This window comes from Bordetella sp. MIP270_01_BMS (genome assembly GCF_054958705.1).
Window position 1 is genome coordinate 2,617,908 of record NZ_CM143297.1, and the last position, 21,131, is coordinate 2,639,038.

Consider the following 21,131-nt stretch of genomic DNA (forward strand, 5'->3'; position numbering starts at 1 on the left):
GCGGGTTTTCGTCGTGGAGCTGGCGTCCCGAAGCGACACCGAAAACCTTGCAGCCCACCCAAAGATTCGTTGAATTATTCTTAGCTATCTAATATTATTTGCTGGCACGCCAGCATAACGGCGGCTGCGTCACAGCGCACGCAGTCCTGGCCAATTCCATCAGAAGAGCGTGCCAAGACAACGGAGAGAGACAAATGAAAAAAGATCGACTCGCAGTGCAACGCCAGGGCTGTCGTAACGTTCTGGCCTCGTCGTTGATCGTCGCACTGGGCATCGCCGCGCCGGTCGCCTCCCATGCAACGGAACAGGCCGACCAATACCCTTCGCGGCCGGTGCGCTTCATTGTTCCGTACGCCGCCGGCGGACTGCCCGACACCGTCGCGCGTGTCGTCGCACAGGGTCTGACGGGCAGTCTCGGCCAGCCAGTCGTGGTCGAGAACAAGCCGGGTGCCAATGGCGTCGTGGCGGCACAGACCCTGGCCAGTTCCCCGGCCGACGGCTATACCTTCCTGGTGACTGACGGCTCGATGATGTCCATTAACCCGTCGCTGTACAAGAACCTTCCCTACGATCCGAAGCGTGATTTCGTGCCGGTGTCCCTCATCGCCACCTCGCCCCTGTTCCTCGCGACGAGTACGCAGACGGGCATCACATCGCTGCCTGATTTCATCGAGAAGGTCCAGGGCAAGCCGGGCGCCATGGATTACGGTTCATCGGGAATAGGCAGTTCGCATCACCTGACCATGGAAGCCATGAAAATCGCCATGAAGCTCGACATCAGCCACGTCCCGTTCCGCGGGTCGGGGCAATCTGTTCCCGCCATGGTGGGCAACCAGGTCGATGTCGTGTTCGCGGCGTTGCCCTCATTGTCGGGCTTTGCAGAAAAGGGGCAGGTCAAGATCCTGGCCACCAATGCCGGCAAGCGGTCGGCCCTGGCTCCGGACATTCCGGCCATCTCTGAAATCATTACAGGCTTCAACTTTGCCGTCACGGTCGGCGCCCTGGCGGCCAGCGGAACGCCGGACTTCGCCGTCAAGAAGATGAGCGCGGCCATTGCCGACGCCGTGAAAGCCCCCGCCGTGGTCAAGCAATTCAACACACTGGGCATAGAGCCGGTGGGCGGCACGCCGGCCCAGTACAGCGACGCCATTGACGATGAGGCCAAACGCTACGAAAGCGCGATCCAGGCGGCGGGAATCAAGGCCGACTGAATTGCGCGGCGCGGCCATGGCCGCGCCGCCTCGCGTCCGAAATGAACACCTATCGAAGGAGCCCCGATGCTGACCAATGAAGATAACGAACTGTTATGCCGAGTCGTTGGCGACGCGCCCATGGGCCAGCTGATGCGCAAGCACTGGACGCCAGTCTGTCTGAGCGAGGAAGTCAGCGAGCCGGATGGCGACCCGGTGCAGGCCCGTGTGTTCGGCGAAGACCTGGTGGTATTTCGCGACACCGACGGACGCGTGGGCGTCATGGACGAATACTGTCCGCATCGCCGTGTCTCGCTGGTCTACGGACGCAACGAGGAGTGCGGCCTGCGCTGTCTGTATCACGGCTGGAAAATGGACGTGGAAGGAACCGTGATCGAGATGGTGTCCGAACCCGCCGCCAGCACCATGGCCCAGAAGGTCAAGCACAAGGCCTACAAAGTGCGCGAATGGGGCGGCGTGATATGGGCATATATGGGCGACCAGGACGATATCCCCGAGTTCACGCCTCCCCCCTGGGCGCCCACCGCGGATTCCAAAGTCAGCATTGCCAAGGTGCTGATCCCTTGCAACTGGGCGCAGATTCTTGAAGGAGCGATCGACTCGGCGCACAGTTCCAGCCTGCATTCCTCGGATTTCGTGCCAGCGCGCGTGGGTGGCGCCGAAGCCACCGACAAGAACTGGCTGCGCCCGTCAACCGACAAGGCGCCCCGCCTGCAGGTGCAACGCATGCCCTTCGGGTTCAGATATGCGGCAATCCGCCGCCCCATCACCAATGCCGCGCAGAACGATTATGTGCGGTCGACCGTATTCGTCGCACCCGGCACGGTGCTCATCCCGCCCAACAATCTGTACAACGTCGCCAACGTCAATGTCCCCATGGACGACACGAACACGGCGTTTTACTTCATTGCCTGGGGCGCAAAGGCCACCACGCCCGACACCGAGACCTGGCGCCGGTTCCTGGGCACCAGCGTAGGTATCGATCTGGACGAACGTTATCGGCCGCTGCGTAATACCGAAAATCGCTTCTGGCAGGACCGGCAGGCAATGAAAGCCGGCAACTTCACCGGCATACGCGGATTTCCGAACCAGGACATCGCGATGTGGGTCACCATGGGCCCGCTGGCGAACCGGTCGGAAGAAAGATTGGGAGCCAGCGACCTGGCCATCGTCGAGTTCAGGCGCCAGATGCTGGACGCGGTGCGCGCCTTCCAGCAAGGGGAGCCGGCGATCGGCACGGGTGACCTGCGCATCCCCGCAGACATCTGTTCGTTCCAGGCCATTGTGCCCAAGACCACTGACTGGCGCGAGTTCCGCGCACAGCCGGCGGGCGCGGTCGCTGGCGACGATCCAGAACTGGCCGGCAACTACCAGACCACCGCCTGAACAGAGGAGCCCCACCTTGGCCAAGCTGCAACTTTCCATCGCCATGGGCGATTACGACCGAAACCGCGCCCTGTATGACGGCGCCATACAGATCGACGGCGTTGATCCTACATATATGTTGCTCAACCCGGAAGAAATGTTCTTCCGCGCTTTCCGCTTCCAGGACTTCGACGTCAGCGAGCTGTCGTTCAGCAGCTATCTGGTCAAGCATGCCAGCGGTGACTGCCCGTACATTGCCCTGCCGATCTTCCTGTCCCGCGCTTTCCGCCACACCTCCATCTATGTGCGCAAAGACCGCATCCGAGCCCCCGAAGATCTCAAGGGCAAGCGCATCGGCATCCCGGAATACCAGCTGACCGCCAATGTGTGGGCACGCGCGCTCTTGCAGGACGATTACGGCGTCAGGCCGTCCGACGTCACCTGGGTACGCGGCGGAATCGACCAGCCCGGCCGTCCCGAAAAAATCAAACTGAAGCTGCCCGCGGACGTGAACATGGTCGACGCCCCGCAGGACACCACGATCTCGGACATGCTGGATCGCGGCGAAATCGAGGGTTTCATGGCGCCCCGCGCGCCGTTTGGCGATGCGCGCGGGAACCCGGACATCGGCTGGTTGTTCGATGACCCTACCGCCGTGGCCAAAGACTACTACCGCCGCACCGGAATTTTTCCCATCATGCACATCGTAGGTGTACGGCGAACGCTGGCCGAGCAGCATCCCTGGTTGCCCGGCGCGTTGTGCAAGGCCTTCGAGCATTCGAAAGCCGCTGCGCTGGCCAAACTGGAAGACACCTCTGCCACCAAGGTCACCCTGCCCTTTGTCGAAGAGCAGCTCAAGGCAGCGCGTGAAACCCTGGGCGTTCATTATTGGTCATACGGCGTGGCAGCCAATCGGCGCACGCTGGAAGCGTTCACGCACCATCATCACGCACAGGGTCTGTCTTCACGGCATGTGGACGTTGACGAGTTGTTCCACCCCAGCACGTACGAAACTTACAAGATCTAGACCACGCCACAACACAGAGACTGCCATGACTGAGTCCAGATCGGCCGCGGATGCCATGATGCCCTTGCGCATAAGCAGTATCACCGACGCCGCCGCAGGCATACTCTCATTCGAGCTGCGTGCTGCCGATGCCAGCGATCTGCCTTCGTTCACCCCTGGATCGCATGTGAAAGTCAGGGTGCCCAATGGCGAGCTGCGCAAGTATTCACTGTGCAACCACCCCGCCGAGCGCGAACGCTACGTGATCACGGTCAAACGCGACGCACAGGGGCGCGGTGGATCCATCAGCCTCGTCGACCAGGCGCAGGTGGGCGATATCCTGCCCACTTCTTGCCCCGAGAATGCGTTCGAACTGGTGGAGAACCCGGGCAGCCTGGTGTTCATCGCGGGGGGCATAGGCATCACGCCGATACTGTCAATGATCCGTTCCCTGGATGACCCCTCGGCCAGCCCCTGGAAGCTGTACTACTTGAGCCAGGCCCCGGAAACCACGGCGTTCCTGGATGAGCTGAACGATCCTGCGCTGCGCGGACGCGTGCTCGTTCACCATGACCACGCAGACCCTGCGCGATCCTTCGACCTATGGCCGGTACTGGAAAAGCCGAATCGCGGCCATGTCTACTGCTGTGGCCCGCGCGGCCTGATGGAAGCCGTGCGCGACATGTCGGGGCACTGGTCGCCGACGCGCATCCACTTCGAAAGTTTTCTTGAAGGGGGCGGGGTGCAGCCCGATGATGCGCCGTTCACCGTTGAACTGGCCAGATCCGGCGGCGAGTTTGTCATACCCGTCGGTCAGTCGATCCTTACGGTGTTGCTGCAAGCCGGCGTGCCGGTGGCCCACTCCTGCGAAAGCGGCACCTGCGGGTCGTGCCGCACCGGTTTGCTGCAGGGATCGGCCGATCATCGCGACATGGTGCTGCTGCCAGAGGAACAGGACACGCAGATCATGGTCTGCGTGTCGCGGGCACGCGGCGACAAACTGGTGCTGGACCTGTAGCCTGGAGCGCTTCGCATGGCAGACGCCGTACTCAATATAGGCATCATCGGGCTGGGACGGGCGTTCTCGCTGATGCTCGAGTCATTTCTTGCGGATCCCCGCGTGCGGCTGGTGGCCGCGTGCGATCCACGCGAAAGTGCCCGCAGACAGTTCGAGGCCGACTTCGGCTGTCCCAGCTACGCCAGCGCCCAGGCGCTGGTCCAGGACAAGCGCGTACAGGTGGTCTACGTCGCCAGCCCGCACCAGCATCATGCTGTCCACACCTGCCTGGCGGCGGCACACGGCAAGCATGTGCTGGTCGAGAAGCCCATGGCGCTGCGGCTGGACGACTGCGACGCCATGATCGCGGCGTGCGACGCGGCCTCGGTGCACCTGGTCATTGGCCACTGCCACAGCTTCGACACGCCTTACCTGCAATGCAGACAGCGCATTGCCGACGGACAATTCGGCGCCGTGAAAATGGTGCATGCCCTGAACTACACCGACTACCTGTTCCGTCCTCGCCGCGCCGAAGAGCTCTCCACGTCCGAGGGTGGTGGAGCAGTGTTCAGCCAGGCGGCCCATCAGGTGGATGTCGTCCGCATGCTGGTGGGCTCGCGGCCCACCCAGTTACGCTGTGCGCTGGGTAACTGGGACCCGCGGCGTCCCACAGAGGGGGCCTTCAGCGCGCTGCTCTGGTTCGAGGGCGGAGCCTATGCATCATTGAACTACAACGGCTACGCCCACTTCGACTCCGACGAGTGGCTGGACTGGACCGGCGAGATGGGACAGCGCAAAGACCCATCCGTCTACGGCTCGGCCCGCCGCAGGCTGCGGGCGTCCGGCAGCCAGGCCGAGGAAGCGGCGCTGAAGGCGGCCGGAACCTACGGTGGCCCCGACTATGTGGCGCCTGACGGCGGCAGCCTGCCGCGGCCCACCGCGCACCAGCACTTCGGCTCGATTCTGGTGTCATGCGAACGTGCCGACCTGCGACCCATGCCCGACGGAATCTGGGTATACGGCGATGAATCGCGCCAGTTCATTACGCTGCCGCCACCCGCGGCACCCCGCCTGGAAGTCATGGACGAATTGCATGACGCGGTCACGCGCGACCGAGCGCCGCTGCACGGCGGGCGTTGGGCCAAGGCGACGCTCGAGATCTGCCTTGCGATGCTGGAATCGGGGAATGCGCACCGTGACGTGGCTTTGCACTGCCAGCCGCAGGCATAGCAGGGATATACGCCAGGCCAGGGCCGACAGAGGCTTTGGAGTATCATTTTCCGCCATCCATTCCTTCATCTCGCTGTCTCTCGCATGGCTTCCAAAGAAACCAGAAAAGTACTTGCCCATTGGCGCGAGGCGGTCCCCCATGACCGCCTCGCTCACTTGATCAAAGACGCGACTCGCGCGCTGGTGCGCGGCCTTCAGGTACGCCTGTCGGATCACAATGTCTCGTTCGGGCACTGGGCTTTTCTGCGCATACTGTGGGAACAGGACGGTCTTACGCAGCGAGAGCTGAGCGAACAGGCCGGCGTGATGGAACCCACGACATACGCCGCGATGAAGTCCATGGAGGCGCTGGGCTATATCGAGCGCAAGCATCTGCCGGGAAACAATAAGAACGTGCACGTCTATCTGACGCGTAACGGCCGTGCCCTGAAGAAAAAGCTGATCCCGCTGGCGGAAGAAGTCAACGCCATCGGCACCAAGGGCCTGACCAAGGCCGAAATCAATACGACCCGTAAAGTCTTGCTGGCCATCATCGCCAACCTGGCCGAGGACGAAGCTTCAATGGAGAACGCCGAGCGTCGGGTGGTGTCCACCCGCGAGCTGGCGCGGCGCATCAACAAATCCGCCGCCACGTGATGCCGCCGGGCGGATCATGGGAATTCACTTATGATATGGCGGGCGCCCCCCATATCGAATAACGGTGCCGCGGTGGCGGCGTCCCTGGACAACACGACCAAGTAGCTCATGAATCGCCCCGCTCCCGCCTGGCTCATGCCTGTGGCGGCCATTTTCATTCTGCAGACCACTTCGGCGTTCGTGAATCGGCTGGTCCCCATCATCGGCCCTGCCATCTCGGAAGAGTACGACTGGAGCGGCAGTTCGGTGGGATACCTGACGGCAAGCAACTCCCTGGGCGGACTCGTGCTGCTGGTAGCAGGCTCTGCCCTGCTCAAGCAGATCGGCGGCATGCGGGTGCTTCAGCTCACGTTGATCCTCGGCGCCGCTTCGATGTTCTTCCTGCTGGTCCCCGATGTCAGCATTGCCTTGATTGCGTGTCTGATCATGGGGCTAAGCGGCGGCGCCGCCAATCCGGCGGGCAGCGAGGTCCTGCAACGCTTTTCGCCGCCTGGCAAACGCAACCTGATATTTTCCATCAAGCAGGCCGGCGTACCGCTGGGCGGCGTCATAGCGGGGCTGTTGATTCCGGCGGTCGTGGCCGTAGCAGGATGGCGCATTGCCTTGCTGGTGTGCGCCCTGGCCGTCCTGGCGCCGACGCTGCTCACCTGGCGTCTCAGCGCCAAGCTGGACGTGACGCCCGCCAAGCGCGGCCGACGGTTATCGGTGCCCACCTTGCAGTCGTGGCGCACGCTCGCCGTACCCCTGGCCTCGCTACGGCACAACGGCGGCCTGATGAAAATGTCTTTCGTCGGTGCCCTCTTCGCGGTGTCCCAGAGCTGCTGGTTCACGTTCACCGTCATTTACCTGTTCGACCGCCTCGGCTATTCGCTGGCCATGGCCGGCGTCGTGTTCGCCGTCATGCAGGCGGGCGGGGTCATCGGGCGCATTGCACTGGGCTGGCTTTCCGACTACCTGCGGTCGGCCACCGCGGCGCTGTCGCTTGCAGCCACGATGTCGGCCGCCACCACGGCCTTGCTGGGGTTCACGACTGCGCAATGGCCGCTCTGGGCCGTCATCCTGCTGGCGTTCGTGGCCGGATGTTCCGCCGCCAGCTGGAACGGCGTGCAGATCGCCGAAGTGGCGCGGCGCTCCCCGCCGCACCTGATCGCCGAAACGTCGGCCGGGTCCAGCATCCTGGTCAACGTCTCGAACATGCTGGCCCCCACCGCTTTTGCGGCGTTTGTGGCCGTCACTGGCCGCTACGACTACGCGTTTCTCTGCGCGGGAGCCTGCTCGTTACTCGTACTGGCGCTGTTGCCCCGCGAACGGCGAGCATGAGGCGGCGCGTGTATGGCCTAGCCACGGGACGGCGCTGCCTCTATCGCAAAGAGCTGTTCGAACACTGAACGTAGCCAGGCATGCGCCAGATCCGAGTCGCGGCGCGGATGCCAGTACATCCGCACCTGCAGCGGCGGTACGGCGAACGGCAGTTCCTGGACGCACATTTCCTGCCCGACCGGCAGGCTGACGGCGACCGAGTTCGGCACCACTGACAACAGGTCCGACGACATGATGACACTGGGTAGCGCCAGGAAATGCGGAATTTTCAGCACCACGTTGCGCGTTATGTCCTTTCTTTGTAACGCTTCGGTGAGCGCGTGGTGAATGGTCACGACCCCTGGCGGTTCGACCAGGACGTGCGGGCACTGTTCGAATTCGCGGATGGTGAGCTTGCGCTTGCTTGCACAGCCCTTGGCACGAAGCACGACCCAGCGATCGGAAAACAGATGTTTGTACTTGAGCGTCTCGCCCATCATGGGCAGATTGCCCACTGCCAGGTCCGCATCCCGGTCCCGTAGCATCGATTCAAAGTTCATCCGAGACACCTGGCGCACAGAGAGCTTTGCGCCGGGCGCTTCCTGGCGCAGGCGCCGCAGGAGCTTGGGCACGTAGATCAGTTCGCCCAGGTCCGACAGCAACAGGCGGAACTCGCGCGTACAGTCCTTGGGGTCGAATGCCGGAGTTGAACTCAGGCTTTCTTCGATCATCGCAAGCGCCGCCTTGATGGGGCCGATGAGCTCCTCGGCACGCGGCGTAGGATCCAGGCCCGAGGCGGTGCGTACAAACAGCCGATCGCCCACGGTGGTGCGCAGGCGCGCCAGGGCGTGGCTGATCGCGGGCTGGGTCAGGGCCACTTCGTCGGCCACCTGCGACAGCGTCCGTAGCCGGTAGATGCTTTCAAAGATCTTCAGCAGGTTCAGGTCGACACGGCGCAGATCCATGGACTCGGCTCAAAAATAGTGGATGGCGCACATTAATTCCATGCATGAATTTCATCAAGATTGTTCAGTTCACTTAATAGGGGAAAGCGCCTATCTTCATGAAGCTGCATAACTACGACATGAAGCAGCGAAACCCACTAATAGAGAGAGAGACATGCAAGCCTTCAAGGGAAAATCGGCCATGATGTGGGCCGCAGTCACGGCGCTGGCGCTCGGTATGGTGGTACCGGCTGCCCACGGGCAAGAGTGGCCCCAACGTTCAATACGCCTGGTGATCCCCGGGCCGCCGGGAGGGTCCAGCGACGTGCCGGCTCGCATGATGGCGCAGACCATGGGCGAATACCTGAAGCAGACCGTCGTGGTGGAAAACCGCCCGGGGGCCGGCGGAATGATCGCGGCCCGTGAAGTCGCGAACGCCGCGCCGGATGGCTACACGATACTGATGACGTCAGGGTCGGCCATGACGATCACCACGGGCACCATGGCGGAAATGGCGGCAACGGCCAAAAAGCTCGAACCCCTCGGCATGCTCGCCTACACGCCACTGGCCGTCGCCGTCACCCAGGACTCACCGATCCGCAGTTTTGAGCAGCTGATCCAGGCGGCGCGGGACAAGCCGGACACGCTGGTGCTGGCCAACCCGGGGGTCAACACCCTCGCCCACCTGACCACCGAGCTCATCATCGATCGCGGCAAGGCGCCGCTGCGCGCCATTGCCTTCAATAGCTTCGCGGCGGAGCTGGTCGCGGTGAAAAGCGGCGATGCCTCGGCCATGATCGATGGCATCGGCCCCATCCTGGCTCAGGCCGGCACGAATGGCCTGCGCATCCTGGCCCTGACCTCCCCCGAACACCCCCCGGGACTTGAACAGTATCCGCTGATCAAGCAGACAGTACCCGACACCTCGTCCACCGGGTGGTTCGGCCTGTTCACGCCCGCAGGGATACCTGGCCCTGTGCTTCAACGTCTTAGCGCCGCGCTGGACAATGCTAGGCAGGACGAGAAGCTGGCGGCGGCGCTGAAGAAGCTGGGCATGTATGTACGGCACGACACTCCCAGCGCCTTTGCCAGCTATGTCGGCGAAGAAACCGCGCTGTGGCATGGCGAACTCGCCCGTCTGGGCATGGGCATCACCCAGACGGCTGCCAAAGCCGCAAGTCCGGCTCCCAAAGGGAAATAGGCAAGGTCATGGAGAACAGCGCAGTGCAGTTTGTCGAAAAGCGCCATGCCCGGGGCTCGCGGGAGGCGGTATGGCCATCGGTGCGCGTGCCGGCCGAAGCCATTGCCCAGGAAATAGAACGCCTGGCCGACAGCCCGCCGGATGAGGACGGCCTGCGCGCCGCCACGCTGGTACATCCCTGTGCGCGGGCGCCGGGCCTGGGTTTTGCGCCCGGCGTGGATGTCACCATCAACGTGGTCAAGCCCGGAGAGACCACCCAGGCGGTGCGCTGCAACGCGAATCAGCTGGAATTCTGCATCCGCGGCACAGGCTTGGTGACCTTGGGATCCGAAAGTCTTGCCTTGGGCAAATGGGATGTCTGCACCCTGCCGTCGATGCGCGGCCATACGCACCGCAATACAGGCAAAGACCTGTGGGTGCGCCTGACCTATTCCAATGCGCCGTTGCTGGAAAAACTCGGCGCTTATTATGTCGAGCGGATCACGCAGGACGTCCTGCCGGACGCCCCCGGCGCGGGTGAACTGACGGCGGACGCACAGAAAAAGTACACGCGGGTCAACGCACCCGACATCGCCATCGGCGGGCAGGGTGCCCGGTTACGCGGCTACGAGTTCCTGACCGACATCGCCGTGGTGCCGAATCACCCCCTGCATTGGCCCTGGCAGGAAGTGTCGCAGCATCTGAGCCGCCAGTCGGGCGATGACAAGCGCACCATCATGCTGCTGTACAACCCCGCGACGGAACGACGCAACGGCACCACCCACACCTTCTTTGCCACGATTTCCTCGCGGCCTGCGGGCGCGGCGCCGCGGCCGCCGGGCCGCGGCCACCGGCACAGCTCGGTAGCCATCAACTATCACTTCGAAGGTTCGGGGCATAGTGTGGTCGACGGCCAGACCATCGAGTGGCGCGCAGGCGACCTGTTGCTCTCGGCGCCGTCCTGGGCCGAACATGCGCACTTCCTGCATGGACAAGGTTCCGCCACGCTCACCGTGCAGGACCACCCCCTGCACATCGGCATGGAATCGCTCATCTGGCAGGAGCGCATGGACGGCCCCATACTGACGCTGGGTTCCGAAGCGGGGCAAACCGGGTACGTGGGTCCGCGCCTGGCCGGCGCGTAGCAGGTGCGGCGGGAAGCGCTTGCGCCGCGCCCCGCCGCTTGACGCCTCAGAACCCCATGGCCTGGACGTAATAACGGTAAAAGCCGCGTATCAACACTTCAGACACCATGTAGTCGGTACGTTCGGTGTCGCGGCCGCCCATCTCGATAATGCCTTGCTCGTGCGGATAGCCCGTCGCGCCGAACTGGCATTGTGTCAGCATTTCACTGTCGTCCATGGACACGAAGCCGGCTGGCCCGAGCAGGTTGGCCTGCTTGAGCCGATGGCGGGTCATGGTTTCGTCGTCATCTTCGTAACCATAGTAGGTGAACACCAGCTCGTGCTCGGTAGGGCTGCGAGGAATCACATGGCGGGTCTTCAACGTATTGGCCTGGATACCCACCGCCGCGGCAGGAAACACCCAGGCCCCGCCGACCCGCCCGCCATTGAACTCCTTGAGCGGCGTCACCGTCTCGCGGTCGAGCATTTCCAGGTCGGTGCGAAATCGCTGCATTTCGGGCGTTGCTTCCGTCACCTTCTTGCCCTCATTGTGCGAGATCATGATGCTATGGCCACTGCCAGGCACAGGGTAGTTCTCGGACTTCGAATCGGCGCGCCACAGCCCGAAGGTAATGTAGAACGTATGCAGCAGCGTGGCGTGATAAGGGTCCTTGAGATTCTCGATGTACATTTTCCAGTTGCACGGAATCAGCTGGCGCGTATAGCCCATCAGCTTGAGCTTCTTGCCCGGGAAAACCTGGTCGATTTCTGCCAGCACCTCTGGCCCGCAATAGTCTTCGAACGACGGCGCCTCGTCTGAAAACGTCGCCCAGACGGTACCGCCACGGTTCACGCTTCGCAATTTACGTATGCCGTTCTGCTTCGGATCGAAGTCGGGCGGCATCCCGCCCACGCCTTTCATGCCGCGCCTGAAGGGAAGGCCCTGCAGATTGCCGTTCAAGTCGTAGTTCCACTGGTGGTAGGGGCAGGTGAAATCTTTCACTTTGCCTGTGTTGTGCCAGCAGATCTGGGCACCGCGGTGGGCGCACCGGTTTTCCAGGACGGCAATTTCTCCGTTCTCGGTGCGCACCATGATCACGGGCCGGGTGCCTATCCAGTTTCGCTTATAGCAACCGACCTCCGGAACTTCACACTCCAGGCCTACGTAGTTCCAGGTCTTGCCCGCGAAGAACACATCCATTTCTTTCTGAAATACGGCCGGATCCGTATAAACCCAGTACGGAATGCGCGTATAGCCTTCCGCCGGCCAGCGGCGGTTGATCTGTATGGGCGATTCAGGCATGCCTTGGGGGCCTGCGCCGGGACAGTTGCTTGCTGTATCCATGGTCTGCCTTTCAAACAGGAATGATGAGCGAAGTTCTGATGCGATAGTTGTCGCATACGCAGTCCCTGACTGCCAGCTTCCAGCCTTCCGGAGTCTGCCGCCACGTGTCCAGGTAGCGCCCAACCATATTCACGATGGGGTCTCGATCGGAAAGGGATTCGAATATGGCGAAGTTGGCCTGTGAGACCAGATGGTCGCCACTGCGTTCGCGCACCGTCACGCCACTGATGAAGTGTCTGAGCGAGCGCGGCTCGGACATGGTGGTTTCGCGCAGCGCCGTCACCCGATCTTTCAGCATGTTCTTGTTCATGCAGAAGATCAGCCCGATGGGCAGGCCCTGATCATGATTCTCGCGTGACAGCACGCGATAATGGCAGTCGTCCACGAAGAAGTCCGGCCAATCTTCCAGTCGGTCTTCATCGAGGCACAGCGCGTAGTCTTCATAAAGGTCGCGCAGTTCGGCGCGCAGCGCACCGGTGGAGTTCCCTGGTGACATGGGCAGTTCTGTACTCCGCTAAGTATGATGCGGCGGAAGCACCGCCGATGCAGGCAAGCATACAAAGCAGCGCCGAAAAAGGGCACTGAAGAGTTTTCATCTGCCAGATGAATGGGGGTAATACTGCGAAGAGGCCAGGCGCCCGATCAGGCCATCAGGCTGACGTGCGCGGACACCACCCGCCAACCCTGTGCCGTGCGCATCCACGTCTGGCTCTGGCGCCCTGTGCGCGGAGAGCCTTCCCGACGGAATTCGATATTGCAGGTGGCGAAATCCCGCCCGTACGTGGTGATAACCGTGCGCAGGACCTCGCGTTGTAATCCTTGCGCAGGGCGCGCGGTGCGGAAAGCCTGGATCGCGTCGTAACCGTAAAGGTTTTCCGTGGCGCCATAGCGCAGTGTGTGCGCGCTGTTCCAGAACAATTCATCCAGCGAGGCCACGTCGTTCGTGGTCAGCGCCGTTTCGTACCGATCGAACTGTTCCCGGACCTCGGCCAGCACTTCGGGCAGATTGATTTCCATGCTCAAGATGCGCTCCTCACACTGGCCCGCTTGACCTGCGCCACGCCGGCTCCTTCGAGCACGGCAGCGGCGCGCAGCGCCAGGTCTTCGCGCCACGGTGCCGTAATGATCTGGACGCCCACCGGCATACCATGAGCGCCCTCGGGCCACATCGGCGCCACGACGACTGGGCAGCCGGCAAACGACACAGGCTGGGTCAACAGGCCCATCGACGGCCGGCATGGCAGCCTCTCGCCGCCCACATCGAGCCATTCGGTTCCCAGGGGCGGGGCCGCGACCGGGGTGGCCGGCGCCAGCAGGACGTCCCAATGTGCGAAAAGTGCGTTGACGCGATCGCGGTAGACTCGTCGAAACCGCTGGGCGCGCGCCAGCCAGTCGGCCGGCTGCAAGGCGCCCGCAATGAACCGGTCGACGGACACGGGATCGAAGTCGTCGGCGCGCTCGCGCAGCGACGGCAGATGCAGGCTGCCGCCCTCGGCGGCGGTCACCAGGAACGCGGCTGCCCTGCCCATGGCCGCGTCCGGCCACTCTGCCGTGCCGGACACGCCGAGCACGTCCGCCGCTTCACGCACGGCCTGCCGGGCCGGTTCACCGGCGTTTGCGTCAAAGTATCCGCCCAGTATCCCTACCCGCAGCCCGTGCACCCCCAGGGCAACCCGATCGGCCACCGGGTGCACGCACCGCGCATGGCAACCCGGGTCCAGCCGGTCGGGAAACTGCAGGGCGTCGTAAGTGCGGGCCAGAAGCCAGGCTGATTCCGCCAGGGGGCCGACGTGATCGATGCTGTGCACGAAAGGATAACTTCCCCGGCGCGACAGTCGCCCGAACGTGGGTTTGAGCCCCCACACGCCGCAGAGCGACGCGGGCACGCGAATCGATCCATTGGTGTCGGTGCCGAGTGTGACCGGCACCTGCCCGGCCGCCACTGCGGCGCCCGAGCCGCCGGAAGATCCGCCAGCAGTACGCGCGGGATCATGGGGATTGCGTGTGGGGCCGTAGTGACTGTTCTCGGTGGTGAAGCCGTAAGCGTACTCATCCATATTGAGCGCGCCCACCAGTACCGCCCCGGCGGCTTGCATGCGCTGCACCAGCACGGCGTCGGCCGCGGCAGGCGCGCCTTCCCGGTTGAGCCGGGACCCCGCCAGCGTGATCTCGCCGCGGATGTCATACAGGTTCTTTACGGCGTACGGCATGCCAGCCAGCGGAGGCAAAGGCAGGCCGCTGGCGCGGCGCTTGTCGATGGCGTTCGCCTCGTCATAAGCCCTGTCCAGGGTATGCGCAGTAAAAGCGTTGACGCACCCGTCGGTCTGTTCGATGCGGTCCATGCATCGTTCCAGCCACGACCTCGCGGTACGTTCCCCGCGGGCGACCGCCACCAGCCACGCGCGTGTATCTTCGCCTACCGGGGTGATGCTGTTCATGGCTGCAGATCGGGAAAGCGTGCCGGGCAATAGATCGCAACGGGCTCGTCCAGCACTTCGAGCGGCTCTGCCTCGAGCAGGCGCGCCAGCTGGGCGCTACGCGCCAGATGCGCGGCAACGCGCTCCGCCCGCGCGTCATCGAGCGGCAGCGACAGCAGCTCGGCGCAGGCGCGCACATAATTAATTGTCTGGGCGTCGTTCATCGGCGTACCTCTCGCTGGAAGATCTCCAGGCTGCGCTTCCTGGTGGCCACGAAACCCGGATCCGACAACGTGTCCACCGTACGTGGCCGGGGTTCGTCGTAGTCCAGGATCTCGGCCACGCGAGTGGGTCGCTTCGTCAGCAGCAGCACTTGGTCCGCCAGGTAAACAGCCTCTTCCAGGTCATGCGACACCAGCATCATGGTCGTGCCCGTCTCGATGAACACTTCCTGGAGCTTCTCGCGTATGAACAGCGTCATTTCGAAATCGAGCGCAGAGAAGGGTTCGTCTAGAAACAGCACCTCGGGCCGGGGGGCAAGGGCCCGCATGATGGAGGCCGTCTGTTGCTGGCCCCCGGAAAGCTCATACGGATAGCGATTCAGATCGAACTTTACGTCGAACGACGAGATCAGCTCCTGAACGCGCCGGTCTACTTCGATCCGGGTTTTTCCTTCCAGCAGCAGCGGGTAGGCAATATTGTCGATCGTGCGCATCCACGGGAACAAGGCTTCACGATAGTTCTGGAACACGTAGCCTATGCGCGTATCGCGCAATGACTTGCCATCGAAAAGGATTTCGCCGCTGTCCACGGGAACCAGGCCGGCGATCATGTTGATCAAGGTGCTCTTGCCGCAACCGTTGGGGCCGAATATCGAAACGATTCGCCCCTTTGGAATGTCGAGGTCGAAGTTTTCATATAGCGGCCAGCCCGCGTAGTACTTCGTGAGGCCACGCACGGTGATGTGGGTTCCGGGCGGGCCCGGCCGGAATGGCGGAGCCGGGACCTCGGCGCCAGCAGCAGCGTTCAGAACAGTACTCATGCGCGTCTACCTTCCACTCCAGTGCACCACGCGTTTTTCCAGCAGCAGGAACAACACATTCAACAGGTAGCCCAGCGCCCCCGCAGCAAGAATCGCGGCGTACATGGTCTTTACATTCAGCACCTGCTGCGCATCGATAATCGCGTGCCCCAGTCCGTTCTCGGAGCCGATGAACATTTCGGCAACGATCACGATGACCAACGCCATCGACACGGCCGAACGCAGCCCGACGAAGCTGGGTTGCAGGCTTTCCCAGATCAGCACGTCCTTGAAGATTCGCCAGCGCGAGGCCCCCATGACCTGCGCCGCCATCACCCGCTGTTTACGCGCATTGATCACGCCATAGGCGCTGTTGAACAGCACGATCAGCCAGGCACCGAAAGCCGCAATCGCGACCTTGTTGATATCGGATACTCCAAAGATCAACAGGAACAGGGGGATGAGCGCCGATGAAGGCGTAGAGCGAAAGAAGTCCACCAGGAATTCGACGCTGCGATACGCCTTTTCCTTGCTGCCCAGCAGCACGCCCAATGGCATTCCCACCACGGCGGCAATCGCAAACGCCTGCAAGGTGCGGCCGAATGTGACCAGGAAGTCTGTCCACAGCTCACCACCCGCCAATCCGGTCGCGAGCGTGATCAAGGTATCGGCTGGAGCGGGCAAGAGAATCGGCTTGATCATGCCGGCCCGCACCACCAGGTCCCAGACCACCAGCAGGCAGACCGGGCCGATCAACGGCAGCAGCCGGTCGCAAGTGCGCACGCGCCGAGGCGCGGTCTGCGTGGCAGGCGGCGACCACGCGGCGGCGCCGCCTGAAACCGTCGACGTGGCAGGCTTGTTCATCGGTCAGGCCTTATAGAGCAAGGGTGCCACGTCCACCGGCTTCGAGAAGACCTTCTTTTCGGTAAACAGGTCGTAGAACTTCTGGAAGTAGGCGACGTCCGAAGACTGGAATTCGTCGTACATCATGTACGCAGCCAGCGGCACCTCATTGGTCAGCGCGCCCTCGATTGCCGTGTATCCCTTCATGTATTGCCGCGCCTCCCCAGGCTGCTGGCGCACCAGTTCGACGCCTCGGCGATAGGCCTCGATGAACCGGGTGGCGTGTTCCGGATGCTTCTGGATGAACTCGGTGGTCAGGCTCGCGGCGCCGCCGTGCCACGGAGCGAGCGGGTCGCCGAGTATGTAATGGGCGACGACGCCGGTTTCCAGGATGCGGGTCGTGCCGTTCAAGCGGCCGACGGTCCCCGTGGGCTCCAGGGTGTAGCACCCGTCCACCTGGCCGGACGCCAGGGCGGCAACATGCTGGCCAATGGGAAGCTCTACCACGGTGGCGCCCGCGGCACCCGCGCGCTCTAGCATGGTCTTGGCCAACGTGACGTTCTGGATGCCCGGGCCCGAAGCGATTCGCTTGCCTCCGAATTCGGCGGCATTCCGGATGGGACTGTCTGCAGGAACCAGGAACTCTTCCAGCACGTTCTTCGCATTGCTGGGGTTGGTGCAGAAAATCTTGAACAGCCCGGGCTGTGCGATTTCGCCAATCGCCAGATTGGCCGAGCCAGTACCATTCGCGCTGCCGTCACAGCGGCCCGCCAGCATCGCCTCCATCACCTGCTGAGCGCCCGCGAACTTGAGCACCTCGACATCGAGGCCTGCGTCCTGGAAGTACCCACGCTCTACGCCGGCAAAAAATGGCAGGCCCGCAGCGACGGGCCAGTATCCTATGCGGATCTTCGGGGAAGACTGGGCGCGCAACAGAGCTGGCATCGCCAGCATGCCCAGCGCCAACGCACCCGAACGCAGGACGCGCCGGCGGCCATCATTGGCCATCGAAGGCCGACGGGAGTATGGGTTGTTTGGCATCGCGGATCCCTTGCTGTGGTCTGTGACCTTGACACAAGCAATAGCCATGCCAGTTTCCGCCACGCGACACGCGGGGGCACAGCGGGTGCAGAATGCGCCGGATCGCCTCTATTCCTGCACCAGTCGGGTGCGGTCCGCACTGGCGGCGTGCGTGTCAGATGCCGGCATACCATTCGTAACCCCGGTCTTCCCAATACCCCCCGCGACCGCCCCACAAGGTATCGTAGGCGGACACCACTTCGATGCGCATCAGGTATTTGGCATGCTTGTAACCCAGCTGTCGCTCAACCCTGAGGCGCAGCGGGGCGCCATGGGCGACCGGCAGGTCTTTGCCGTTCATGCCGTAGGCAAGGATGGTTTGCGGATGATACGCATCCAGCAGGTCGATGCTTTCGTAATATCGGCCGCTGCCGTCAAAGCTGACTTCGAGTTCGTCGGCACAATGGAAAATCACGTAGCGAGCGCCCGGCTTCAGCCGCGCCATGTCCAGGATACGGCCCAGCTGCACGCCCCGCCATTGTCCGATGGCGCTCCAGCCTTCCACGCAGTCATGCCGGGTTATCTGTGTGCGCGCGGGCAGATGCTTCAACTCGGCCAGCGACATTTGCAGCGGCCGTTCCACCAGGCCATCGACCTTCAGGCGCCAATCGGCGAAGCCGCGTTCCATCAGCTGGATGTACTCTTCACTGTCGGGAGCCTGCGTGCCGTTGGCGCGGAAGACGGGAGAAAGGTCCGCGACGCTGTACTCACGCGCCAGTGTCTGGCGACTCGACAGCAGCCGTTGCGCATGCATGGTGAGTGTCTCGGTACTGCGAAGCAGGCTGCCCATCGACTCGCTTTGCGTCAGGCGGTCACAGCCGGACAACAGGCCGGTGCCGGCACCGGCCACCAAGCCGCCCAGAATGCGGCGGCGGGTCAGGTTGGTCTTCATCGTTGGCTCCCTTCTTCTTCGATGGCGTAGCGGCCGTTGATCATCGAGCGCAGGTTGTTCCACAAGCCCGATACCACGACCATCAACAGGTGAACGCCTACAAACGTGACCAGACCGGCAGCCGTAATGAAGTGCAGGCTGCGCGCCGACGAACGTCCGCCGAACCAGTCGAGCAGGTACGGAAATGCGGCATTCAGGCCGGGCGACATGGTCAATCCCGTCAGCACCATCAACGGGACAAGCAGCATGGCCACCAGCAGATACGAAATCTTCTGCAGTGCGTTGTAGTGCCGGGCCGCGTCACCTCTGGCAAAGCGCAGGCGCGCGTGATCGACCACTTCCTGCCACAGATGACGCATATTTAGCTGTTCGCGGCTGGGCAGCAGATCTCGGCGCAAGTGCCCGCGCACCAGCCCGTGGATCAAGTAGACGAGGCCATTGATGACCAGGAGCCATGCGAAAAGAAAGTGCCAGTTCCTTCCCGCGCCAAGATCGTGATACGAAGGAATCGTCAGCCACGGCGGAAAGGCCCTGGCGGCCACGGCATCGTCTTCGATCGACGCCCCCAGCACACCGGTGGTGTCGAGGGTCAGGTTTCCTATCCGGAAGTAGCCGTGCAGCCCATCGTCACGATTCTGCGACCCGATGGCCAGGAATGCATGATCGGCGTCGGCGCCGTAGTTGCCCCAGTACAGCCTGGGATGCGCGTTGAAGATCTGCAGGCCGCTCATCAGCAGGACCGACAGACACAGCGCATTCACCCAGTGAGTGATGCGCACGGTGGCGGTATGACGCTTGATGTACTGCCTGCCGCCGGCAGGAACGCGATCTGCCGGGGTAATCGGGGGGGGCTGTGGTGTTCATGAATGGCCTCGCGGCGGGCTGGACGCGGCCCAGCCCAGATCTTGCTGGTTGGATTACATGGGCGGTACGACACCGTTCTTGCCCACGACCAGCTGGGCGGCGCTCAGGGTGCCGTTCGCATCCTTCTGCGCGGGCACGAAGACAACGGCACCCGGCTTGACATCGTCCTGCGTGGCGGGGGCCAGCGTGACGATCGGGGCTCCGTGGGGGATGGAGATCTTCTTCTCTTTGCCGTGATAGTGGACCGTGACGACGCTGCCATCTACAGATTTCACCGCATCGCCGACTGTCGCGTTGGTCATCGTGCTGTTGGGTTTGAGGTCCCATCCATAGCTGCCCTCGCCAGTGCCCTTGAGGGCGGGGGGGAAAATCAGCACTTCGAGAGCCCCGTCGCCGCCGCCCTCCTTGGGCAACGACGCAATGCCGACAAAGTCACCGGGCTTGATGTCCGCCAAGGTGGCCTTCTGTACTGCGGACGCTTTCCAGCCGTCTTTCAGCGTGATGTCCACTGGCTGCCCCTCGCGCGACTTGACGTGTAGTTGGTCTCCCTGCAGAGAGACCACAGTGCCCCGCACGCGGGCGACCTGCTCGGCGGCACCGGCGGACGCCACGCCAGCCGCCAGCATGATGCCGGCCAGACCGCAGGCGAGAAATCTGTTCATACGGAACGTATTCATTTCAAAACTCCTGGACGCCTGTGCGGCGTCGTGACAGTAGGCGCATTCCAGTGCTGCAGAAAGCTGCGCCGAACGCTTTCGTACATTTCCATCAGTCGACCGACTAGTTGGTTGACTAACAGCTTAAAAAAAGGGGCCGGATTTGCCAGTCCCGGCCCGTGCGTCACGTCGTCAGTTGACTTATCGCCACCCGCGTGACGGAAGCAAAAGCTTCCGGATCATTGAATGCCCGAGCCGTGAGCATGGCGCCATGAACGGTGGACATGAAGGCATGCGCTTCTACCTGCGCCGTATTGCGCAGGCGAAACTGGCCAGTCTGTTCGCCTTGCTCCAGTACCGATGCCAGCCACGCCGTCAGGTCGGCAAAGTACGCGCGCACCTCGGCGGCAATCTCTGCGGGAATCATGGGCGATTCCGCCGCGAGCATGGCGCAGATGCAGATCTCGGCCGAACCTTCTCGTATGCACATGGCCCAGTAATCCGCATAGGCGGAGAGCCTTGCCAGCGGATCCGGCACCTGCTTGTCCAATGCGGCCAGTCCGGCCCGCGCCTGCTCGCGGTGGCGGGCCACTACGGTGTAGACCAGCTCCGCCTTGCTGGGAAAGTGGTGGTGAATGCTGGGCTTGCCGATACGAACGCGCTCGGAAATATCGGCGTAGCTGAACCCGTGGTATCCGCCGGCCGCGAGCAGGATCTTGGTCTGGTCGGCGATTTCGGTTGCTCGGGGGGAAAGTTCAGGATGCATGGTCACGGCTGGTGAAGACGCCGCACGCCGGCGGGATGCGGCGTGCATGCGATCTGCTTGATCAACAGATACCCAATCTACTAGTTGGTCGGTTGGCTGTCAAGCCCATTCCCGACCGAGGCGGCTGCTACCTCGGTTCTATGGCGCCGTCGAATGGGCTCGCCGGCCTGCTCCCTGCGGGCACATGCCGCGGGTTGCAGCCGGTCGTCCAGCGTCTGCGCGGTCCCCTGAACGGGGGCGGCCGAGAGGCCGCAT

The 21,131-nt window shown here is 62.9% G+C and carries 22 protein-coding genes; 9 read left to right on the forward strand and 13 right to left on the reverse strand.

Annotated features, from left to right (window positions below):
• Window positions 1–194 precede the first annotated feature (194 nt).
• The 7 genes from ACV17W_RS12235 to ACV17W_RS12265 all read left to right on the forward strand — a co-directional run bounded on the left by ACV17W_RS12235 (window position 195) and on the right by ACV17W_RS12265 (window position 7,765).
• Window positions 195–1,211: a Bug family tripartite tricarboxylate transporter substrate binding protein gene (locus tag ACV17W_RS12235; RefSeq protein ID WP_462592601.1), complete on the forward strand. Its 1,017-nt coding sequence runs from the start codon at window positions 195–197 to the stop codon at window positions 1,209–1,211.
• Between the two features lie 66 nt (window positions 1,212–1,277).
• The gene (locus ACV17W_RS12240; protein WP_462592602.1) at window positions 1,278–2,597 is read left to right on the forward strand and encodes a Rieske 2Fe-2S domain-containing protein; all 1,320 of its coding nucleotides are present in this window, start codon (window positions 1,278–1,280) and stop codon (window positions 2,595–2,597) included.
• 16 nt (window positions 2,598–2,613) lie between these two features.
• Window positions 2,614–3,603, forward strand: coding sequence for an ABC transporter substrate-binding protein (locus ACV17W_RS12245; protein ID WP_462592603.1), 990 nt, complete (start codon window positions 2,614–2,616; stop codon window positions 3,601–3,603).
• A gap of 25 nt (window positions 3,604–3,628) precedes the next feature.
• Complete coding sequence (locus ACV17W_RS12250; protein ID WP_462592604.1) at window positions 3,629–4,600, forward strand: PDR/VanB family oxidoreductase; 972 nt, start codon at window positions 3,629–3,631, stop codon at window positions 4,598–4,600.
• 15 nt (window positions 4,601–4,615) lie between these two features.
• A complete protein-coding gene (locus tag ACV17W_RS12255; protein WP_462592605.1) occupies window positions 4,616–5,809 on the forward strand; it encodes a Gfo/Idh/MocA family protein in 1,194 nt (397 codons plus the stop codon).
• Between the two features lie 84 nt (window positions 5,810–5,893).
• A complete protein-coding gene (locus tag ACV17W_RS12260) occupies window positions 5,894–6,445 on the forward strand; it encodes a MarR family winged helix-turn-helix transcriptional regulator (protein WP_462592606.1) in 552 nt (183 codons plus the stop codon).
• Between the two features lie 108 nt (window positions 6,446–6,553).
• The gene (locus ACV17W_RS12265; RefSeq protein ID WP_462592607.1) at window positions 6,554–7,765 is read left to right on the forward strand and encodes an MFS transporter; all 1,212 of its coding nucleotides are present in this window, start codon (window positions 6,554–6,556) and stop codon (window positions 7,763–7,765) included.
• A 17-nt stretch (window positions 7,766–7,782) separates the two neighbouring features.
• Here the strand turns inward: ACV17W_RS12265 and ACV17W_RS12270 are convergent, their stop codons facing one another.
• The gene (locus ACV17W_RS12270) at window positions 7,783–8,709 is read right to left on the reverse strand and encodes a LysR family transcriptional regulator (RefSeq protein ID WP_462592608.1); all 927 of its coding nucleotides are present in this window, start codon (window positions 8,707–8,709) and stop codon (window positions 7,783–7,785) included.
• Window positions 8,710–8,863: 154 nt separating this feature from the next.
• Here ACV17W_RS12270 and ACV17W_RS12275 point away from each other — a divergent pair, with 154 nt between their 5' ends.
• Together ACV17W_RS12275 and ACV17W_RS12280 are read left to right on the forward strand one after the other, a co-directional pair.
• Window positions 8,864–9,889, forward strand: a complete 1,026-nt coding sequence (locus tag ACV17W_RS12275) for a Bug family tripartite tricarboxylate transporter substrate binding protein (RefSeq protein WP_462592609.1) — start codon at window positions 8,864–8,866, stop codon at window positions 9,887–9,889.
• An 8-nt stretch (window positions 9,890–9,897) separates the two neighbouring features.
• Complete coding sequence (locus ACV17W_RS12280; RefSeq protein WP_462592610.1) at window positions 9,898–11,013, forward strand: cupin domain-containing protein; 1,116 nt, start codon at window positions 9,898–9,900, stop codon at window positions 11,011–11,013.
• 46 nt (window positions 11,014–11,059) lie between these two features.
• Here the strand turns inward: ACV17W_RS12280 and ACV17W_RS12285 are convergent, their stop codons facing one another.
• The 12 genes from ACV17W_RS12285 to ACV17W_RS12340 form a co-directional block, all read right to left on the reverse strand.
• Window positions 11,060–12,337, reverse strand: a complete 1,278-nt coding sequence (locus ACV17W_RS12285) for an aromatic ring-hydroxylating oxygenase subunit alpha (protein ID WP_462592611.1) — start codon at window positions 12,335–12,337, stop codon at window positions 11,060–11,062.
• A gap of 10 nt (window positions 12,338–12,347) precedes the next feature.
• The gene (locus ACV17W_RS12290; protein ID WP_462592612.1) at window positions 12,348–12,833 is read right to left on the reverse strand and encodes an aromatic-ring-hydroxylating dioxygenase subunit beta; all 486 of its coding nucleotides are present in this window, start codon (window positions 12,831–12,833) and stop codon (window positions 12,348–12,350) included.
• A gap of 146 nt (window positions 12,834–12,979) precedes the next feature.
• Window positions 12,980–13,354: an oxalurate catabolism protein HpxZ gene (gene hpxZ, locus ACV17W_RS12295; protein ID WP_462592613.1), complete on the reverse strand. Its 375-nt coding sequence runs from the start codon at window positions 13,352–13,354 to the stop codon at window positions 12,980–12,982.
• Window positions 13,355–13,356: 2 nt separating this feature from the next.
• Complete coding sequence (locus ACV17W_RS12300; protein ID WP_462592614.1) at window positions 13,357–14,775, reverse strand: AtzE family amidohydrolase; 1,419 nt, start codon at window positions 14,773–14,775, stop codon at window positions 13,357–13,359.
• Complete coding sequence (locus ACV17W_RS12305; RefSeq protein WP_462592615.1) at window positions 14,772–14,978, reverse strand: DUF4089 domain-containing protein; 207 nt, start codon at window positions 14,976–14,978, stop codon at window positions 14,772–14,774. Before ACV17W_RS12305 ends, ACV17W_RS12300 begins: the two co-directional genes overlap by 4 nt.
• Window positions 14,975–15,796 carry an ABC transporter ATP-binding protein gene (locus ACV17W_RS12310; protein ID WP_462592616.1) on the reverse strand — a complete coding sequence of 274 codons (822 nt, stop codon included), beginning with the start codon at window positions 15,794–15,796 and terminating at the stop codon, window positions 14,975–14,977. Before ACV17W_RS12310 ends, ACV17W_RS12305 begins: the two co-directional genes overlap by 4 nt.
• 6 nt (window positions 15,797–15,802) lie before the next feature.
• Window positions 15,803–16,639, reverse strand: coding sequence for an ABC transporter permease (locus ACV17W_RS12315; RefSeq protein WP_462592617.1), 837 nt, complete (start codon window positions 16,637–16,639; stop codon window positions 15,803–15,805).
• Between the two features lie 3 nt (window positions 16,640–16,642).
• Window positions 16,643–17,659: an ABC transporter substrate-binding protein gene (locus ACV17W_RS12320; protein WP_462596537.1), complete on the reverse strand. Its 1,017-nt coding sequence runs from the start codon at window positions 17,657–17,659 to the stop codon at window positions 16,643–16,645.
• A gap of 154 nt (window positions 17,660–17,813) precedes the next feature.
• Window positions 17,814–18,590, reverse strand: coding sequence for a molybdopterin-binding protein (locus ACV17W_RS12325; RefSeq protein WP_462592618.1), 777 nt, complete (start codon window positions 18,588–18,590; stop codon window positions 17,814–17,816).
• The gene (locus ACV17W_RS12330; protein WP_462596538.1) at window positions 18,587–19,432 is read right to left on the reverse strand and encodes a cytochrome b/b6 domain-containing protein; all 846 of its coding nucleotides are present in this window, start codon (window positions 19,430–19,432) and stop codon (window positions 18,587–18,589) included. Before ACV17W_RS12330 ends, ACV17W_RS12325 begins: the two co-directional genes overlap by 4 nt.
• Window positions 19,433–19,507: 75 nt before the next feature.
• The gene (locus ACV17W_RS12335; protein ID WP_462592619.1) at window positions 19,508–20,131 is read right to left on the reverse strand and encodes a hypothetical protein; all 624 of its coding nucleotides are present in this window, start codon (window positions 20,129–20,131) and stop codon (window positions 19,508–19,510) included.
• A 163-nt stretch (window positions 20,132–20,294) separates the two neighbouring features.
• A complete protein-coding gene (locus ACV17W_RS12340) occupies window positions 20,295–20,876 on the reverse strand; it encodes a TetR/AcrR family transcriptional regulator (protein ID WP_462596539.1) in 582 nt (193 codons plus the stop codon).
• Window positions 20,877–21,131 lie beyond the last annotated feature (255 nt).

Coding starts and splice junctions, on each gene's coding strand:
- ACV17W_RS12320 (WP_462596537.1), bottom strand. CDS start 17,659: ATGCCAAACAACCCATACTCCCGTCGGCCTTCGATGGCCAATGATGGC.
- ACV17W_RS12270 (WP_462592608.1), bottom strand. CDS start 8,709: ATGGATCTGCGCCGTGTCGACCTGAACCTGCTGAAGATCTTTGAAAGC.
- ACV17W_RS12240 (WP_462592602.1), top strand. CDS start 1,278: ATGCTGACCAATGAAGATAACGAACTGTTATGCCGAGTCGTTGGCGAC.
- ACV17W_RS12315 (WP_462592617.1), bottom strand. CDS start 16,639: ATGAACAAGCCTGCCACGTCGACGGTTTCAGGCGGCGCCGCCGCGTGG.
- hpxZ (WP_462592613.1), bottom strand. CDS start 13,354: ATGGAAATCAATCTGCCCGAAGTGCTGGCCGAGGTCCGGGAACAGTTC.
- ACV17W_RS12305 (WP_462592615.1), bottom strand. CDS start 14,978: ATGAACGACGCCCAGACAATTAATTATGTGCGCGCCTGCGCCGAGCTG.
- ACV17W_RS12335 (WP_462592619.1), bottom strand. CDS start 20,131: ATGAATACGTTCCGTATGAACAGATTTCTCGCCTGCGGTCTGGCCGGC.
- ACV17W_RS12265 (WP_462592607.1), top strand. CDS start 6,554: ATGAATCGCCCCGCTCCCGCCTGGCTCATGCCTGTGGCGGCCATTTTC.
- ACV17W_RS12255 (WP_462592605.1), top strand. CDS start 4,616: ATGGCAGACGCCGTACTCAATATAGGCATCATCGGGCTGGGACGGGCG.
- ACV17W_RS12325 (WP_462592618.1), bottom strand. CDS start 18,590: ATGAAGACCAACCTGACCCGCCGCCGCATTCTGGGCGGCTTGGTGGCC.
- ACV17W_RS12235 (WP_462592601.1), top strand. CDS start 195: ATGAAAAAAGATCGACTCGCAGTGCAACGCCAGGGCTGTCGTAACGTT.
- ACV17W_RS12310 (WP_462592616.1), bottom strand. CDS start 15,796: ATGAGTACTGTTCTGAACGCTGCTGCTGGCGCCGAGGTCCCGGCTCCG.
- ACV17W_RS12290 (WP_462592612.1), bottom strand. CDS start 12,833: ATGTCACCAGGGAACTCCACCGGTGCGCTGCGCGCCGAACTGCGCGAC.
- ACV17W_RS12340 (WP_462596539.1), bottom strand. CDS start 20,876: ATGCATCCTGAACTTTCCCCCCGAGCAACCGAAATCGCCGACCAGACC.
- ACV17W_RS12285 (WP_462592611.1), bottom strand. CDS start 12,337: ATGGATACAGCAAGCAACTGTCCCGGCGCAGGCCCCCAAGGCATGCCT.
- ACV17W_RS12280 (WP_462592610.1), top strand. CDS start 9,898: ATGGAGAACAGCGCAGTGCAGTTTGTCGAAAAGCGCCATGCCCGGGGC.
- ACV17W_RS12260 (WP_462592606.1), top strand. CDS start 5,894: ATGGCTTCCAAAGAAACCAGAAAAGTACTTGCCCATTGGCGCGAGGCG.
- ACV17W_RS12250 (WP_462592604.1), top strand. CDS start 3,629: ATGACTGAGTCCAGATCGGCCGCGGATGCCATGATGCCCTTGCGCATA.
- ACV17W_RS12300 (WP_462592614.1), bottom strand. CDS start 14,775: ATGAACAGCATCACCCCGGTAGGCGAAGATACACGCGCGTGGCTGGTG.
- ACV17W_RS12275 (WP_462592609.1), top strand. CDS start 8,864: ATGCAAGCCTTCAAGGGAAAATCGGCCATGATGTGGGCCGCAGTCACG.